Here is a 17668-nt window from a genome sequence, read left to right as displayed (position 1 = left end):
ATGAGATGATATTGCGCAATAGTTTTGCGTAGTTAAAATTAATTATAATAAATACTAATTTATTCACTAAATTAACCTTCATATTTTCAAATATAAAAACTAAACGATTGGAAAAAGATATTTCACCCCTTTTGATAGAAGCTATAAAAAACAATGAATTGGTGATATTTGTCGGGGCAGGTCTTTCGTTTAATTTAGTTAATAAAAAAGGTGAATATATAAAAGGCTGGGGAAACATGGTTTCCAAAATATTGGAAGAATTAAAATTACAAGGTTATAATGTTAAGAATTTAATTCCATTAATAGATGAAGATGGATATGACCCTATAGAAGTACTAAATCTTATTGAAAAAAATCATTTATTACCCAAAATTAAAATTATGGATTTTGCTAAATCTTTCTTTGATTTAGATGAAAGTAATGATTTTGATTCACACAAAAAAATACTTCAACTTTCAAACATAATTGTTACAACAAATTATGATACAGCTTTTGAATTGACAAACCCAGATTTGAGGAAAAATAAAGCTTATACAGGAAAGCATTTTGAATTAACGAAATTAAAAAAAACTGAAAGTCCACTCCTATTTAAACTACATGGTTGTTATGAAGATGCAGAGACTATGGTTTTGTTTTCTTCTGATTATAAAAAACTTTATGAAAGCGTAGATAGAAATGCTGAACATGTGCTTATCTCGTTAAAGAATTTGATTTATAATAAAACTGTTCTTTTTATTGGTTGTGGAATGGGAGATCATCAGATTAACACAATTTTTTCGGAAATAAAAAGAATCCAAGGAGATTATAATCAGCAGCACTTCATAATTACGAAAGAAGTTTTAGATAGTTCTCTCGATTTTTTAAATCCAATTCCTATAGATAATTTTAATGAAATTAATGAGATTATAGATTCTTTACTTGAAGCAAAAAAGACACATAAACTGCAAGAAAAAACAGAAAAACATAGATTGAGGAATCAGTTAAGTGAAGCACAGCGGGAATTAGAATACCTAAAAAACCTTAATGCGGATAAAGATAAAATTTTAAAAAGGGAAGGGCTTAAATATTTTTCCGAAGGGGTAATATTTCAATTGAGATCAGATTTTAAAAGAGCAATTGAGCAATATGAAAAATCAATTGAGCTATATCCCGAAAATAGTAATTCCTTTCATAATCTAGGAAGTGCATTTTGTTCTTTGGGGAGACAAAATAACAACTATAAACAAGTAGAAAAAGGTTGTGGTTTTTATGAAATTGCCACTAAATTGGAATCAAGTAGTATTAGTTTTCAAAACTGGGGAACTGCACTTGTTGATCTTGCAAAGTTTAAAAATGATTTAGAGATTTATGAGCAAAGTTTTCAGAAGTATGAAGAAGCTGCTTTGTTGGGGGATAATTCCTCTGTTTACTGTGAATGGGGTATAGCGATATTTACCCTGGCCAAGCTTAAAAAAAGTAAAGTTTTGCATACTGAGAGCTTTGATAAATTCCGCAAAGCTTTGGAGATTGATCCTAAAAACTACTCGGCTAATCTGAATTTAGGTTCAGCGATGCTGAGCTTAGCTTTGTTGGAAAATAATGAACACCTTCTCAAAACAAGTCTTGCAGAGTTCCAAAAAGCTGAAAATATAAATCCAAATGATAGTTTAATATATATAAATTGGGGTGTAGCGATTGAACAACTCGCTTCAAGAAAGAAGGATTTTTCTTTGTTTAATGATAGTTTTGATAAATTCGTTTTAGCCGAAAGTATTGATAAAAATAATTATCAGATATATCTTAATTGGGCCGGGGCAATGCATAATTTAGCTATTCTAAAAAAGAGTGAGGTATTTTTTCTTGATTCCTTTGCGAAATTTCAAAAAGCTGCCAATTTAGTGTCGGATGATCACGTGGTTTATATGAATTGGGGAGTTGCTTTGTTAGATTATGCAAGGTTTAAAAAGGATGAAAAACTCTTCTTAGAGTGTTTTGAAAAATTTAATAAGGCAGTAAGAATTGAACCTAATGATCATTTAATATTTCTTAATTTGGGGGCTTCATATCACGATTTTGCATTGTTAACTGGAGATAAAAATAAATTTGAACAATGCTTTACCAAATACGACGAGGCATCAAAATTAAATCCTAATGATGATGCGGTATTTTTTAATTGGGGGAAAGCACTTCAAGACTTAGCTCTACAAAAAAAAGATGAATCTTTGTATCTTGATTGTATTCAAAAATATAAAGAAGCTACTATTTTAAATCCATTGAATTATAAGAGTTATATAAATTGGGGAGCTGCAATTCAATGTTTAGCTAGATTGAACAAAAGTGAAGAACTTTTTGTAAAAAGCATTCAGAAATATGAAGAAGTAATATCTGTTCCTGAGTTTAGTAATTTTTCTTTTCTTAATAGAAGAGATGCTATTTCGGATTTAATTTTATTACTATTAGAAAATGAAAATAGGTCCAAAGCATTTAATTATCTGAAAGCTTATGTTGAAGAAAATAAAATAGATATTGTTTATATTAAATCCAACCCTAAGTGGGGAGAATTATTAAAGGATATTGATTTAGAAAGGATATTATCAAATACTTAATTGTTTTTATTCAAAAAAAATCCTCAAATGAAAATAGTCAATTGAGGATAATGAATAATACATTACTTTTATTGTCTTATATAAACTTTCAAATCTTCGCTTTTCTTCATGGCGTAAGACAGCGATTTATTACTAAATGATTTTTCTGGTTTATAATTAGTCAATGATAATACATTAGGAAGTTTCATACCCCAAGAACCCGATTTTTTACTTTCTCCGGGAACGATCATAACTACGTGACCATATGTTTCTGCAGTGTCGATGATTAAGGATAAGCCACCTCTGTTGGTATGCGCTAATGCCATATCTATATTTTTCTGGTCCACCGCCCCTAATTGTAACCAGTTTTTAGATTTTTCCGCAATTGGACGTATACTATCGTACACTACATAACCTAGTTTTGGGTCACTAAATTCAGTAAGTCCAAACGCTTTTGAAATTGTTTTGGTAATACTGTTTCTACAGTCATTTCGTTCGGTAGCCGTTTTTTTGCAGGTAATAAAATTTTCTACTTCTAAAGCTAAATCAAGGCTAGTAAGTTTAACACTTGGATTAATCGGATTTTTACTATCCGTTTTAAGATCGTTGCTGTTGTTGTTTTGAACAGATTCTGTTTCGTTTTCTGTATCACTTGTTTTTTGCTTTTGCTCATCTTTACAGGATATCATAAACAAGATTGAAAGCAATAGGAGTGGTATTTTTTTCATAGCTGATTGGTTTTAGAGGTATAATAATAGGTAAATTTTTCTTGGGTTCAAAGTTATTATAGATAGCTTATTAGAAATAAAACTAAGTAATTATAGCTGGTGAAATTATTCTTTATGTTCAGCAAATAAAATCACTAAAAATAGAATAGAGCTGAGTTTTGAAACAACGTTTCTTAATGCCGGAAGTGTAGATTATGGGTAATATACTATGTTTTATAGGTAATAAAATATTAGGGTTTTTTCATTATGAGTTGTTTTATTACTGTAAGGCTTTTAAAAAACTAAGAATTTTTTAATTAATTAACTAAAATAAAATAATATCCACATAAATCAATTAGGGGAAAAATCCCTTTTATTTAAGGGAAATTGCCCTATTATTTAATTTTATTGTATAATTGTAAAAAAAGATGCTAAAAAATTAAATAATAACTAAATTTTTAACTAAAAATGAAAAGAAAAATTACTCACTATGCGTTACTAGCCTTTGGTTTAGTGGCGCTACCAATCGGTTTCATGATTTTCTCCGGAGAGAAAAGTATTGAAAGAAAAGAAAAAAATGAAATAACAAGTTTGAGAGATCAACACAAAGATTTTTTGAACAAAAGTCCCTTTACAGAAACACTAAAAATGACTAGGGCGGAAAGAAAAGCGCAAGGGCTTCCTCCGAATAAGTATTTTGAACAATTGTGGGAATTATCTATTAATCCTGCAACCGGAAGAACAGAACCAGAAAAAATTTATGAGACTCAAGAGATGCTAAAGAGAGGCTTGTCTAAAAGAGCTCCTGGTGATGATGCTAATAATCCTTGGATTGAGAGAGGTCCTAACGATATAGGAGGTAGAACAAGGGCCATAATGTTTGACCCTAATGATTCTTCTAATAGGCGCGTATATGCTGGTGGTGTTAGTGGAGGTTTATGGGTAAATAATGATATTACCTCATCTACTTCTCAATGGAGTCGTGTACAGAATGTACCTGGGAATTTATCTGTAACATCTATTACAGTGGATCCTAGAGATTCTAACATTTGGTATTTAGGTACAGGAGAGCAATATACAGCAGGTGACGTAGTCGGTAGTGGAATTTATCGTTCTACTGATGGAGGGACAAGTTGGCAATCATTGGCGATTCCTCCTGCAGGAGCTGGAAGTTTTGATTTTAATGCCAGTAACTTATTTCTTTCAGGTATTTTTTATGTAAATGATATTTTAGCTTGGAATAATATCGCACAGAATCGTACAGAACTTTTTGTAGGGGTAGGAGCGCACGTATATGGAGATGCGGCAAACCCAACAAATTGGTTAGGGTTGCAAACTGCAGGATTGTACAGATCGATAGATAACGGTGCTACCTGGAATAGAATTGAATCAACAAATATGAGCTTCGTTTTCAGTGGAGCTGATTACTTCTTTATTCCCAATGATTTTGAAATCGGTGCGGATAATACATTATGGATGGGAACGATCACGACGCCAGGAATAGGTGGAGCAGGTGGAGGTAGAGTGTTTAGTTCTACCAATGGGGCAACCTGGACAGAAGCAGCAGGTTCACCATTAAATGATTCTAATAGAGTAGAAATTGAAGTTTCTACAACCGATGCTAATAAATTATACGCATTGACTCAAGGAAGTGGAAATACTCCGGTGCATATTTATAGAACTACGAATAAATTTGGATCGGTAACTGAAACCGCATTACCAAATGATGCAGACAATGGGATTTCTGCAAATGACTTTACTAGAGGACAAGCATTTTATGATTTAATGATTGAAGCGGATCCTACAAATGATGATATTGTTTACGTGGGAGGGATTGATCTGTTTAGATCTGCAAATAGTGGTAATAGTTGGGGTCAGATTTCTAAATGGTCTAACAATCCAGGTTTAGCTGGATTGCCAGTTTCTTTGGTTCATGCGGATCAACATGCTATGACATTTAGACCAGGGAATTCTAATCAGGCAATTTTTGGTACTGATGGAGGTGTTTATTATGCAAATAGTTTATCGACTGCTCAAAATTCTAATGTTTTTGGTGCTCGAAATAATAACTATAATGTGACTCAATATGTAAAAGCGGGTATCGGACCTGATGGAGCAGGAGATACTTCAGGGATTTTTACAGCGGGAGCACAAGATAACGGTTCACAAGCCTTTAGAAATACTGTCCCAGGAATTAATGGATCTGAAGAACTATCCGATGGAGATGGTTTTTACACTTTTGTAGATAAAGATGGTCAATATATGACAGCAACCTTCGTTAGGAATGTTATCTATAGATTTAACCTTCCTTGGGATGGAAGAGGAAGACGACAAGGAGGAGCAACTACCTTAGTTAGTGATCAATCCACTGGTGATTTTGTGAATCAAATGGGGTATGATAGTGATGCTAATTTCATGCTAACAAATGCATCAGCAGGATCTAGTTTTGCAATTAAAACAATTAATGTGGCGGCTAATTCTAATACCAATATTACCAATGCTTTATTAACAAGCAAACCAACAGCATTAACTCCTTCTCCTTTCGAAAATAATGTTTGGTATGTGGGTACTGCTACTGGACAAATGTTACGACTAACCAATGTGGGTGTTGGTTCTGCCAACTGGTCAGAAATAGCAACGCCGTTTGTAGGATCTGTGTCTTCGGTTAGATTAGGAGAAACAGCGAATGATATTATGGTAACTATGCATAATTATGGGGTAACAAGCGTTTGGTATTCTTCTGATGCGGGAGCAAATTGGGTAAGCAAAGAAGGGGATCTACCAGATATTCCAGTAAGAGATATGTTACAAAACCCATTGGATAGAAATGAAGTAATTGTGGGAACACAATTAGGAGTATGGGTAACTACTAATTTTGATGCAGCTAACCCAACTTGGAATCAATCACAAAATGGAATGAGTGATGCTAGCGTAACTTCTTTTGATTATTGGGCTATAAATGGTGACGACAATAATAATAAAATAATAGCTTCTACTTATGGAAGAGGAGTATTTACAGGTTCGTTTACTGCAAACGGTACTTCGGATACAACAGCGCCATCCGTTCCAACTAATTTAACGGCTGCCAATACTACCCAAACGACTACAGATTTAAGTTGGACAGCGTCTACTGATAATGTAGGTGTTACCGGATATGATGTGTATCAGGATGGAGTAGTAGTTACTACAGTTACCGGAACGAGTTATAATGTAACAGGTTTGACCGCAAATACTTCATATAGTTTTGTAGTTAGAGCAAAAGATGCAGCTGGAAATGAATCTGCGGATAGTAATATAGCTGCTATTACTACATCAGGAACTACAGGCGGTGGTGGATGTTCTGGTGGAATTACAGCATTTCCGTATGATGAAGGATTCGAAGGTGGATTTGGAGACTGGACACAGGGCTCAGGAGATGATTTTGATTGGATTCGTAGATCTGGAGGAACACCATCTAATAATACAGGACCATCCGCAGCAGATGAAGGTAGCTTTTATGTATATGTAGAAACCTCTAATCCGAATAACCCGAATAGAACTACGATTTTGAATTCGCCTTGTTTTGATCTAAGTGGAGAGACAACCGCAGATTATAGTTTTAGGTATCATATGACAGGTAATGCAGTTGGAGAACTGAGACTAGAAGCGAGTAGTGATAATGGAACAACTTGGACATCTATCTGGAGTAGATCTGGTGATCAAGGAAATTCATGGAATAGCGCAGCTGTTAACCTAGATAGTTATACGGGAAGCTCTATGCAATTACGTTATGTAGGAACTTCCGGAAATTCTTGGCAAGGAGATATGGCAGTAGATCGTATTTCTTTATTTACAGGATCAACGGCAGATACTACGGCGCCGACAGCACCTACGAATTTAACAGGAACTAATACAACACAAACTACTACAGATTTAAGCTGGACAGCAGCTACAGATAATGTGGGTGTTACAGGATATGATGTCTATCAAGATGGAACTTTAGTTACTACCGTAACAACTACAAACTATACAGCAACTGGTCTGACAGCAAATACTTCTTATGCTTTTATAGTAAGAGCTAAAGATGCAGCAGGAAATGAATCTGCGGATAGTAATACTGCAAATGTCACGACTACCGGTAGTACAGGAAATGGTTGTACAGCAGGAATTACCTCATTTCCGTATAATCAAGGATTCGAAGGAGGATTCGGAGACTGGACACAAGGATCAGGAGATGATTTTGATTGGATTCGTAGATCGGGAGGAACACCATCTAACAATACAGGACCATCGTCAGCAGATGAAGGCAGTTTTTATGTATATGTAGAAACCTCTAATCCAAATAATCCGAATAGGACAACTATTTTGAATTCACCTTGTTTTGATTTAAGTGGTGAAACATCTGCAGACTATAGCTTTAGATACCATATGACTGGTAATGCGGTTGGAGTATTGAAATTAGAAGCGAGTAGTGATAATGGAACTACCTGGACTGAAGTATGGAGTAGATCTGGAACTCAAGGAAATGCCTGGAATACTGCCAATGTTAATTTAGATAGTTATGCAGGAGCTAGCTTACAATTACGTTATGTAGGAACTTCTGGAAACTCTTGGCAAGGAGATATGGCAGTAGATCGTATTTCTCTATCTACAGATGGAACTACAGCCGGTAACGGATGTACAGGCGGAATTGCTTCTTTTCCATATAACCAAGGTTTTGAAGGAGGATTTGGAAGTTGGTCGCAAGGATCAGGAGATGATTTTGATTGGATCCGTAGATCAGGAGGAACCCCATCTAATAATACAGGACCATCTTCTGCAGATGAAGGTACTTTCTATGTTTATGTAGAAACCTCTAATCCAAATAACCCGAATAGAACTACGATTTTGAATTCACCTTGTTTTGATTTAAGTAGTGCAGCATCTGCCACTTTTGGTTTTAGATACCATATGACAGGAAATGCAGTTGGTGAACTAAAATTAGAAGCAAGTAGTGATAATGGAATTACTTGGACTGAAGTATGGAGTAGATCTGGAACTCAAGGAAATGCTTGGAATACAGCTACTGTAAATTTGGATAGTTATGTCGGGGATAGTATGCAATTACGTTATGTAGGAACATCAGGAAACTCCTGGCAAGGAGATATGGCTGTTGATGCAGTGTCATTAAGTACTTCGGGAACTACTGCTGTTAATGACGAATTTACTAACTCTTCGATTGATGGATCAGAATTATTTGAGGTAACATTCTATCCAAATCCAGTTAGTGAAAACGTATTATATCTTAATACTTCTATGAAGTCTACTATAAACTATACTATTATGAGTGTAGCTGGTCAATTAGTAGATAAAGGTGTAGTATCTAATAATAGTATTAATGTACAGCGTTTACCTCAAGGGGTTTATATTATTAGGGTAGCTACCAAAAACAGCAAAGAAATTATATCTCAATTTATAAAGAGATAAGTTTATTCATTACCAATGAATGTGTTTTAATGCAGAAAACCAGGTCTTGACCTGGTTTTCTTTTTGTAAATATTTTAAGTAATAAGTAAAAAACATAATAACTAGAGCATTGTTTGTCCGGAGTCGAGCTTTGTGAGGTTTCTAAGAACTAATCCTCCCCCCTTTCTTATAAAGAAGTATGTTATTACTACGGTATTATGACTAAATTTATTTATGTTTTATTCTAAAATAGAATGGCAATAAGTGTATAATCAATTTTTTGTCGATGGGATTCGAACCCATAATTAAACTAACCAATAAGCGAAGTATGATTATAAAACGGCACACTCTTTTTTATTTTATGATGAAACAAGGCAAAAAACGATAAAAGACGTTATACGTGCTCTACCAATTGAGCTACTCTCCCTAATTATTATTGTATTTAGTGGAAGAGACGGGACTCGAACCCGCAACACCGGCATTAAAAGTGCGAAGTAACTTTTATCTACGGCACTTGTTTTTTTATTTTACTATTTTATTAAAAGAGGTAACACTCGAAAAACGACTATAACGGCGTCCTACTATTAGACGACCTCTTGCGAGGGTAGGAGTTGCACCTACATTACCGGAACCTGAATCGAAGTAACATTTTTCTACGACACTCTTTTTTATTAGTATTCTCTTTTTTAGATAAAGGTAAAAAGCGATTAGTGAATCTTGCTCACCAAATTGAGCGTAATTCCCCCATGATATTTGTTGTGTTATGATTGTGGAGGAATTAGGAGTCGAACCTGCGAAGTAACACTAGTCTACGACACTTTATTTTCCAGAGAATAAAAAATGTTTTTTAATTAAGTAAGGTAAGAAACGAAAAGTATGTTATGTATTGTGCTCTAACCTATCTGAGCTATCCGCCTGGACGGAATGGGACTCGAACCCATGACCCCAATATCCGAAAACGAAGTAGTACTTTTCTACGACACTTACTTTTTTATTTTTTTAAACAAGGCGAAAAACGAAAAGGGATATGCTCTTTATTAGAGCGCCGTTCTTATCCCGTAGGACAGTGAACCGGTGATTCGAGATCTCAGAGAGATGTGCGCATAAAATGCTTTCACCCTGCTGGTTTTTAACCCAGCTTCGCTCACACGATTGCTCGTGATACGCTACCTTAGGACCGTTATAGTTACGAAGTAACCCTTTTCTACGGCACTTGTTTTTAATAAGATTTTCAAAGAACTTTATGATAAGCTCACACCACTTTTTGATGTGAGCTTGTGCTTATAAGGATTGCTCCTTTATATATTTAATTACTGATGTTCCGTTTTCTAATGCATCTAGCACTTCGAAAACTTTATCACTCCAACCACCAATTAGATATACATCGTTTTTCTCAACTTGTAATGGTGTACTATTGTATCCCATTAGATCGAAGATATACAATTTGGCATTTGGTGCAATATTTTTATATTGCTTCCACTCAGTCTCAATATGAGCATCCGAGTTATAATGACCACTGTTCCATAATTGGCAATCTGTAAAGATCATCACCTTATCTACTTTGGTTCTTTTGTTATTCAGACTTTGAATTACTTTGTAACCATTTGTAGAATATCCAACTTCACCTTCAATTCTTTTTAGCTTCATCACATTGGATAATATGGCGCCTTTTGGTAATACATATTGTTTCCATCGATCTCCGAAAAGACCTGTGATCACATTTTTGCATTTGTTTTGCAACAACATACCTAGAACTAATCCGATATCGTAAGCTTGTATCTTACTATTCCTAGAAATAGATTGCATCATCGATCCAGATACATCACAAGCAACAACTACTTTGGTATCTAATTCAAAACCTTTCATATTAATAACACTGATTTGGATTGCTTTTTCTAAAGCATCTAAAACATATGCCGTATATGAAGATTTAGTAGCAGATAATTCTTGATACGCTGCCATAAATCTAAAAGGTAATTGTTTCGATCTTTTCACTTTACCTTCATCTGTTAGTATATCAACGATCATAGCAATATGCGCATGACTCACTTCAGCCTCAAGAATATTTCTTAAGTTTCTCATTAGCGCCATGTACCCTAATTTGTTGCTATCGATTAGTGCTTCCCACTTTGCAGTAAAAGCTTTTTGCTTTTCGATATCATTGGCAAATTTTTGCTGCCCCAAAGTAGATAATTCCACTTCCCATGTATAAGGAACTTCTAAGGTGTCATTAATCACCTTATCAAAAATTGATTGTTGTAAATCATCTTTTGGTTTTGGGTGTGTTAAAAAGATTGCATCTTTAAAAGTCACCTCTGTTTTTCTATTATACTTAGCAAACTGATATGCATCAAACTTGTTTAATGCCATTACAATACCTTTTTGAACTTGCTTAGAAAGCTTATTCAGTTTCTTAGTACCTTCTCTTTGGTTAGCAACCTGATAGTATGCTAAAAGCTCAGTAATTTCGTCAGCTCTTTGGATTACACCATTTACGGTTTTACTCACCAAATTATCACCACTATGAATCTTTGATAACTCTACTGCCAAAACAATAGGAATAGATCTTAGATACATTTTTTGTCTTGCATATATAGCAAGTTGCGCTACGAAATATGGATCGTTTTTCTGGACTAGCTTTATGATTCTCTTTAATCTGTCGTTTCCAGATTCATAATTTGTTTTTTCTAAACTAGAATTAACAACAGCTGTGTACAATTCCATTTTAGGAGATAATCTAAATGCTTTTGCACCTTGATAATTTTTTACCTCATTTTTTGATTTTGTAAATACATTAAATTTCATCTTATTCTCATTTTGTTGTTAATTACTCTGCAAATGTTTCATGCTATTACGCATTGTTTTTGCGTAGTTAAAAATAAAATGAATTTTTTCATTTTTTTTATGAAAATAGATGTGTTTCAATCGGTAAATGATTAAAAAATATTTAGTACATATGGTAGTCAAACTAAAAAACCAGATCGGAACCTGGTTTTTTAATTTTTAAATATTTGATTTTAATGAAAATAGTACTATTCATTATTATGCAGTGATTCTTAATTCACTATATAACGGATCTTTTTCAATCATAGTTAATAGTTGTTTTTTGACATCAAATTTCTTTTTTCTGGTATATCCCTCAGTATATCCGGTTATTTGGGAAATTTCTTTGGCAGATTTTCCTTCAAAATAAAGAAGCATTAAATTTTTGTTGTCACTACTTAGTTTTTGGAAGTGCTTTCTGTAGAGATGTTCTCGATCTTTGTTTTCGATTTCAATGACAATAGAATCTGTTATTTGTTCTTTATTCGATAATTTGGTTTCGTCATCAACGAGTTTTTGTTTTTTGCGTAATCGAGTTCTCCAAATATTTTTACAGATTCCATAAAAATAAGTTTTTAAAGGAACGCTTATCTTTAAAATACCTGATTTTATTTTTTGATATAAAACTACCAATGCATCTTGAAAAACATCTTCTACATCCTCAATGCTTCCATAATTTCGAAGAATATATCCCTGAATATATCTAATGTTATCACGATAAAAAACTTTTAATACCCGTTCATCCCCTTTCATAATCCCGGATATAATTGCTTGATCTGTATTCATTTTTCCCGTTACTTTTTTTGTTTATACTATTCGTTTTTTGACTAGAATATTTAAATACAATGCTACTTTTTTTTGATAGTACAAACATACTTCTGCTACGGCTGAACTCCTTACAGATTTCCGTAATCGGAGGGAATTTTTTTGAAAAAAAGTTATAAAAACAGCTTTTGATGGTTTATTTAGATCTCGTTTAGAGTGTATTATAGAAATGAAGTCATAAAATGAGCTAGATAGATTTTTTTAAGCCTCAGTTCAATCTAAAGGCTTTCGCTTCAAAACTTACTTGTCTTCAATACATCCGACTGAGGCGAACACTCTGATTAACGTAAATTTTCTTACATCGAATTCAGTTTTCAAAAGGGAGGCTTTCTAACTTCTTTCCATTGCGAGAAGGTTAGGATGAGGGGTTTTTATATAAAAACTATCACCTGAGTCTTATCTCATAACAAGACGAAACGATACTATCCAATGGATTAATTAAAAGCATATGTTACAACAACCCTAAATCTTTTACGATAGCCACTAAGTGTGTAGTGTTTTTGGCTTTGAAATCATCAAAAAGTTTACTGACTCTTTTGTCGATGGTGCTTTCGCTATTGGGAGAGATTTTTTGTTTTTTTAATTTTTGAACAATTTCTTTTTTGGTAAACCCAAGCGCCAGTTCTTCTAAAAGCATGATGTCAAAATCATCTAGATTGATGATGTTATCTTGATTTGCATCTTTTACTTCTGGAGGGAGTACAATATTTCCTTTATATACGCCTTGAATACAGTGTACTAGTTCTTTTATGGCATGCTGACCTTTGCATACATAGCCGTTTATATTGAGTTTTTGGAATAACATATTAATCTTATCAGGTCGGCTTTCTTGAGAATATACAATTATGTTGATATCAGGTTGTATTTTTCGAATATCCTGAATGAGTTCTATACCAGAAGTTCTGGTTTGTACTTTATGATTTTCTTTAAAAGAAAGATCGGTAATTAGCAACTCAAACGGTTCTTCACTCTGATGTGCTTTTCTAAATTTTAAATATGCATCATCGCAATACTGAGCTTCGTGGATGTTGTAAATTCCAACTGCATCGTTCAGTACTTTTACAATACCTTGATTGGCAATTTCATAATCTTCTGCTACCAATACTTTTGTAAACATATTTGATCCTTTTTAACACGGGATTTTAATCTCAGCTTTAAAGCCTTTGTCTTTTTCTGAGTCAAAGATAATAGTTCCATTAATAGCTTGAATACGCTTTTCCGTATTGCGGAGTCCATTTTTTGATTTTATTTCTTCTTTTTGGATACCGACGCCATTGTCAGAGTACTTTATGGTTAATTTGTTCTTTTCATTTTTAAACACAATGGCTACCAAATCTGCCTGACTATGCTTCTGCATATTAGTCATGAGTTCTTGTAAAACCCTGTAGATGGTAATTTTTAGATTTTTATCTACGGTATCCCAGGTAATTTTTTCTATACCTCTAAGAATAAGTTTGATATTGTTTTTGGTGTAATTGGTCAACATATCCGTCAATTCTTCTAGATAGGTTTCATCTACCTCGAACTCACTATTTTCTCTAGAGATATCTCTGGCTTTGGTATAAGCAGTATTAAGTTTTTTAGTGATTTGTGGATCGTGTGGATCGTTTTGATATTGCATCATCACCTGAAAAATATCATTACCTATTTCATCGTGTAAACGTTTAGAAATACGAGTTTCGGTTTCATAGGCTGTCTGGAATTCTACAATTTTATTTTGTTGTGCCAGATATCGAGTTCGTTGTCTGGAAAAGTAGATCAAAAATGCAATAAATGTAACTAGTAATAATAACCCAAGAAGATAGATGGTATTTTGGTTTTGAACGTCTTTAATCTCCTTACTTTTCTGTTCATTTTCTTTTTCCAGATTTTCACTTTCGAAACGGATACGCGCAAACTTATCTCTAAACAAATTATCTCTTTTGTTTAAACTATCATTTAACTTAATATATTTCATTGCATATTTTCGTCCTTCTTCTGGTGGAGAAACTTGCGCCAATAAATCATAGGCTTGTAGGAGTTCTACATTTTCATTTATTGTGATAGCAGCATCTTTTGCTTTTTCTGCAAAATCTTTTGATAAATTATTATCCCCTTTTGATTGATGATATTCTGCTAAATGTAGGTAGCTTGTTGATAGGCCAACTATATTGTCAATACTATCTCGTATTTTATAGGCTTTGTTAAATAAATAGAAAGCACTGTCATTAGTTTTATTAGCAAGAAATTTCGCATATCCCAGATTATCGATATAGCGAGCATATCTTTTAGGTCTACTACTTAAAAAATAATTAAATGATAAAGCTTTTTTGTAATATTCTATTGCCTTATCAAATCTCTTTTGAGATTTATAAGCTGTACCTATATTATTATATGAAATAGCTTTATATAGGGTATCTTTATTTGTGTTTCTAGCATACTCCATTGCCTTTCTGTGATATTTTATTCCATCTTCATACCTTTCTAATTGCTTTGAGATAATACCTAAATTGTTGTACGATAAAGGAATATATTCTAGGTTTTTGGATAATTTAAATTTTTGAATAGCTTTAATTGTTAGATCTTCACTATTACTATAATCTTTCACTTTTCTTGATAATTTTGCAAGTTCAATTAAAGTTGAGCCGTGATCAAAAGCATGGTTGCTACTAATATATGAACTTCCTTTATTAAAATAACTGTGAATTTTTTCTGCTTTATTGAAATAGTAATATGCACTATCAAATGTTTTTCTTAGTCTATTGTATATACCTAAATTATTATAGGATATTGCTATCCCAAATGAGTCTTTAATTTTAAGAGATAATTCAAGCATTTTTTTATTTGTAAATTCAGCTTTATCATAATCTTTAATACTAAAATAACAACCGGATATTTTACTAATTGTCTTTCTCTTAAATTTATTTTCTGGGAGTAATAGAACTAGTCTATAGGCTTCTTCAAGATATTTTTTTCTTTCTTCTTTAGATTTTGTTTTATCACTTGCTTGCGAAATTATTTTCTCAATAGAGTTTGATGTAATAACCTTAGAATTAAAGGGTTTCGAACTATGATTACAATTTGTAATGCATACTGATAAGACTAAAAGTTTTAAAAATAAGATTAAATTTCTTATCCAAATATTCATAGTGATTAATAGATTTAAATCTAAAGTAACGAATTGGTTTGAAAAAACATGAATAAAATGAAAGGAGTCTAAATTGAATTAGACTCCTTTTTTATTAACATTTAAAGTCATTTCGATGAACTTAGTTAGAGGATTGACCAACTTCTTCTTCATCATCTTCAGTGAGAGAAGTTGTCTCTACTTCCTCAACTCCAACTTCCTCTTGGAGAGTAGGAGGGTCGCAAGAAACCAAGTTTAGACCTAATAATACGGCTAATAGTAAGTATTTTAAAGTTTTCATGTTGTTAGTTGTTTGATATTCCAATTGTTGGGGTACGCCCATAGGTTGCAACCCCAGCTAGTATGTGGATACATACTTAGTACCTATGGGAAATGATCAGTAAGGTGGGAAAGTGATCCTAGTACAGTTGCGATACCTTACTTTCCCCTTTTCGGGTAGCGGCAAACTGTAGTTCGACAAGCTCAGTGTCACATATCAGATTGTTAGTTAAGACCTGATAGATGTGTTTGAGTCTTCGATAGGCTCAGATTGACAAAACGAATTTTGTAACCTTGTTTCAATAAGCGTCATAGAAATGTATACCTGGATACGTTCGATATATGGATATTGTAATCAAGCAATAAGTGATTGAAAAAGAAACATCCCTCTATATCTCCCTTCAAAGGGAGACCCTTTTAAACTCCCTTCCTTTGAAGGAAGGGTCGGGGATAGATGTTTTTCTAGAATCAGCTTATTGAAAGCCTGCAACATCTAAACTATATGCGAAGTATAGCTGTCTGTTACTAGCACTTCACGAATGTGCATACTAGTTAAATTCAAGACTGTTTCCAGTGCTGTTGTACCATTTGCATTTGGCATTTTTACTGGAGTAGTATTAACAACCGAAGTGTGTAACCCTATTCCGTCGAAGCCTGCAAATGCATCGGCTAACAGATAATTTCTGATCTCCTGCTCCTTTTTAGAAAATTGATTAAACTTCATTGTTAAATTTTTTAATTGTTAATTGAATGATACGCTGTGCAAAAAAACGAGCAATGCGTATTCGAAATTTTTATTTGTTTATTATTTATATAACAAATGTCTGGAGTGTGTACGCATTCTTTTTGCGTAGTTGAAATTATTTGTTATTTTTTCCAAAATTTTTAAAAATGGCTTCTAATAAAAATGCACTAATCCGATATAAGACAATTGATCAATGTCTACGTAATAAGTTTAAGCAGTGGGTGTTGGATGATCTTATTGAAGCCTGTTCTGACGCATTATATGAGTATGAAGGAAAAGATGTGTATGTAAGTAAAAGAACTGTGCAGTTGGATATACAGATGATGCGCAGTGATAAACTTGGGTATAATGCACCCATAGAGGTATATCAGCGTAAATATTATAGATATGCAGAAGAGGATTATAGTATTATGAATATTCCAGTGACGGATCATGATATTAAGATCATGAATGAATCCATACAGATATTAAGACAGTTTAAGGATTTTTCGCTGTTTAAAGAAATGAATGGTGTTATAGAACGATTAGAAGATTCGGTATATGCAACTCAGAAAGATAATATTCCTATTATTCATCTAGAAAAAAATGAACAACTAAAGGGGTTAGAGCATATTGATACACTGTACCATGCGATACAAAACAAACAAGTATTGAAGATTTCATATAAATCTTTTAAGGCAAGAGATGAAACTGAAATCATTATCCATCCTCAGTTATTAAAAGAGTTTAATAACCGATGGTTTTTACTAGCAATAGGACACAAACGAAAGGTGTTGACGACCTTTGCACTGGATAGAATTGTTAGTATCCATAATTCTAAGGAAGATATTGTATATATCGATCAACATATTGATGGAGACTTATATTATAAAGATGTAGTGGGAGTAACAGTTTCGGAAAATGTAGCACCAGAACTTATAACTTTTAGAATAGATAATCGTAATGCTCCGTATGTGGTGACAAAGCCATTTCATACTTCACAGGAAATTTTATCGCAAGATGAAAGAGGAGCAACTTTTAGTATTAAAGTGCAACTAAATTTTGAATTGGAGCGGTTAATTCTAGGTTTTGGAGATAGTATTGAAGTATTACAACCAGAACGTTTACGAACAAGAATTCATGGTAAATTAAAGAGAGCATTAGGAAGATATGAATAATGTTATTTTATAATATATTCTGTAGTATAAATGAAATA

At 33.2% G+C, this 17668-nt stretch carries 10 protein-coding genes; 3 read left to right on the top strand and 7 right to left on the bottom strand.

Features of this window, described 5'->3' with window-relative positions; translation table 11 throughout:
- Positions 1–107: 107 nt before the first annotated feature.
- A complete protein-coding gene (locus Q0829_RS15160) occupies positions 108–2585 on the top strand; it encodes an SIR2 family protein (RefSeq protein ID WP_298544597.1) in 2478 nt (825 codons plus the stop codon).
- Between the two features lie 68 nt (positions 2586–2653).
- Here the strand turns inward: Q0829_RS15160 and Q0829_RS15155 are convergent, their stop codons facing one another.
- On the bottom strand, positions 2654–3292 hold the full coding sequence (locus Q0829_RS15155; RefSeq protein WP_298544595.1) for a hypothetical protein: 639 nt from the start codon (positions 3290–3292) through the stop codon (positions 2654–2656).
- A 447-nt stretch (positions 3293–3739) separates the two neighbouring features.
- Here Q0829_RS15155 and Q0829_RS15150 point away from each other — a divergent pair, with 447 nt between their 5' ends.
- Positions 3740–8716 (top strand): fibronectin type III domain-containing protein, encoded by a 4977-nt coding sequence (locus Q0829_RS15150; protein WP_298544592.1) that lies wholly within the window; start codon positions 3740–3742, stop codon positions 8714–8716.
- Positions 8717–9976: 1260 nt separating this feature from the next.
- On the opposite strand, the gene Q0829_RS15145 is transcribed toward Q0829_RS15150, so the two are convergent.
- From Q0829_RS15145 to Q0829_RS15120, 6 genes are all read right to left on the bottom strand, one after another.
- Positions 9977–11500 carry a TROVE domain-containing protein gene (locus tag Q0829_RS15145; protein WP_298544590.1) on the bottom strand — a complete coding sequence of 508 codons (1524 nt, stop codon included), beginning with the start codon at positions 11498–11500 and terminating at the stop codon, positions 9977–9979.
- Positions 11501–11737: 237 nt separating this feature from the next.
- Positions 11738–12304: a sigma-70 family RNA polymerase sigma factor gene (locus tag Q0829_RS15140; RefSeq protein WP_298544588.1), complete on the bottom strand. Its 567-nt coding sequence runs from the start codon at positions 12302–12304 to the stop codon at positions 11738–11740.
- A 490-nt stretch (positions 12305–12794) separates the two neighbouring features.
- Positions 12795–13460: a response regulator gene (locus tag Q0829_RS15135; protein ID WP_298544586.1), complete on the bottom strand. Its 666-nt coding sequence runs from the start codon at positions 13458–13460 to the stop codon at positions 12795–12797.
- Positions 13461–13472: 12 nt separating this feature from the next.
- A complete protein-coding gene (locus Q0829_RS15130; protein WP_298544584.1) occupies positions 13473–15470 on the bottom strand; it encodes a tetratricopeptide repeat-containing sensor histidine kinase in 1998 nt (665 codons plus the stop codon).
- Positions 15471–15591: 121 nt separating this feature from the next.
- The gene (locus tag Q0829_RS15125) at positions 15592–15750 is read right to left on the bottom strand and encodes a hypothetical protein (protein ID WP_298544581.1); all 159 of its coding nucleotides are present in this window, start codon (positions 15748–15750) and stop codon (positions 15592–15594) included.
- Between the two features lie 471 nt (positions 15751–16221).
- Complete coding sequence (locus Q0829_RS15120) at positions 16222–16452, bottom strand: hypothetical protein (protein ID WP_298544578.1); 231 nt, start codon at positions 16450–16452, stop codon at positions 16222–16224.
- Positions 16453–16619: 167 nt separating this feature from the next.
- Here Q0829_RS15120 and Q0829_RS15115 point away from each other — a divergent pair, with 167 nt between their 5' ends.
- Positions 16620–17630: a WYL domain-containing protein gene (locus Q0829_RS15115; protein ID WP_298544575.1), complete on the top strand. Its 1011-nt coding sequence runs from the start codon at positions 16620–16622 to the stop codon at positions 17628–17630.
- The last annotated feature ends 38 nt before the right edge of the window (positions 17631–17668 follow it).

It is taken from the genome of uncultured Aquimarina sp., from assembly GCF_947492405.1.
Lineage (GTDB): Bacteria > Bacteroidota > Bacteroidia > Flavobacteriales > Flavobacteriaceae > Aquimarina.
This window is presented reverse-complemented; position numbering and strand designations above follow the sequence as displayed.

What these genes read in the sequence shown, in the direction of transcription:
- Q0829_RS15155 (WP_298544595.1), bottom strand. Translation starts at nt 3,292, where the DNA reads ATGAAAAAAATACCACTCCTATTGCTTTCAATCTTGTTTATGATATCC.
- Q0829_RS15150 (WP_298544592.1), top strand. Translation starts at nt 3,740, where the DNA reads ATGAAAAGAAAAATTACTCACTATGCGTTACTAGCCTTTGGTTTAGTG.
- Q0829_RS15145 (WP_298544590.1), bottom strand. Translation starts at nt 11,500, where the DNA reads ATGAAATTTAATGTATTTACAAAATCAAAAAATGAGGTAAAAAATTAT.
- Q0829_RS15140 (WP_298544588.1), bottom strand. Translation starts at nt 12,304, where the DNA reads ATGAATACAGATCAAGCAATTATATCCGGGATTATGAAAGGGGATGAA.
- Q0829_RS15135 (WP_298544586.1), bottom strand. Translation starts at nt 13,460, where the DNA reads ATGTTTACAAAAGTATTGGTAGCAGAAGATTATGAAATTGCCAATCAA.
- Q0829_RS15130 (WP_298544584.1), bottom strand. Translation starts at nt 15,470, where the DNA reads ATGAATATTTGGATAAGAAATTTAATCTTATTTTTAAAACTTTTAGTC.
- Q0829_RS15125 (WP_298544581.1), bottom strand. Translation starts at nt 15,750, where the DNA reads ATGAAAACTTTAAAATACTTACTATTAGCCGTATTATTAGGTCTAAAC.
- Q0829_RS15120 (WP_298544578.1), bottom strand. Translation starts at nt 16,452, where the DNA reads ATGAAGTTTAATCAATTTTCTAAAAAGGAGCAGGAGATCAGAAATTAT.
- Q0829_RS15115 (WP_298544575.1), top strand. Translation starts at nt 16,620, where the DNA reads ATGGCTTCTAATAAAAATGCACTAATCCGATATAAGACAATTGATCAA.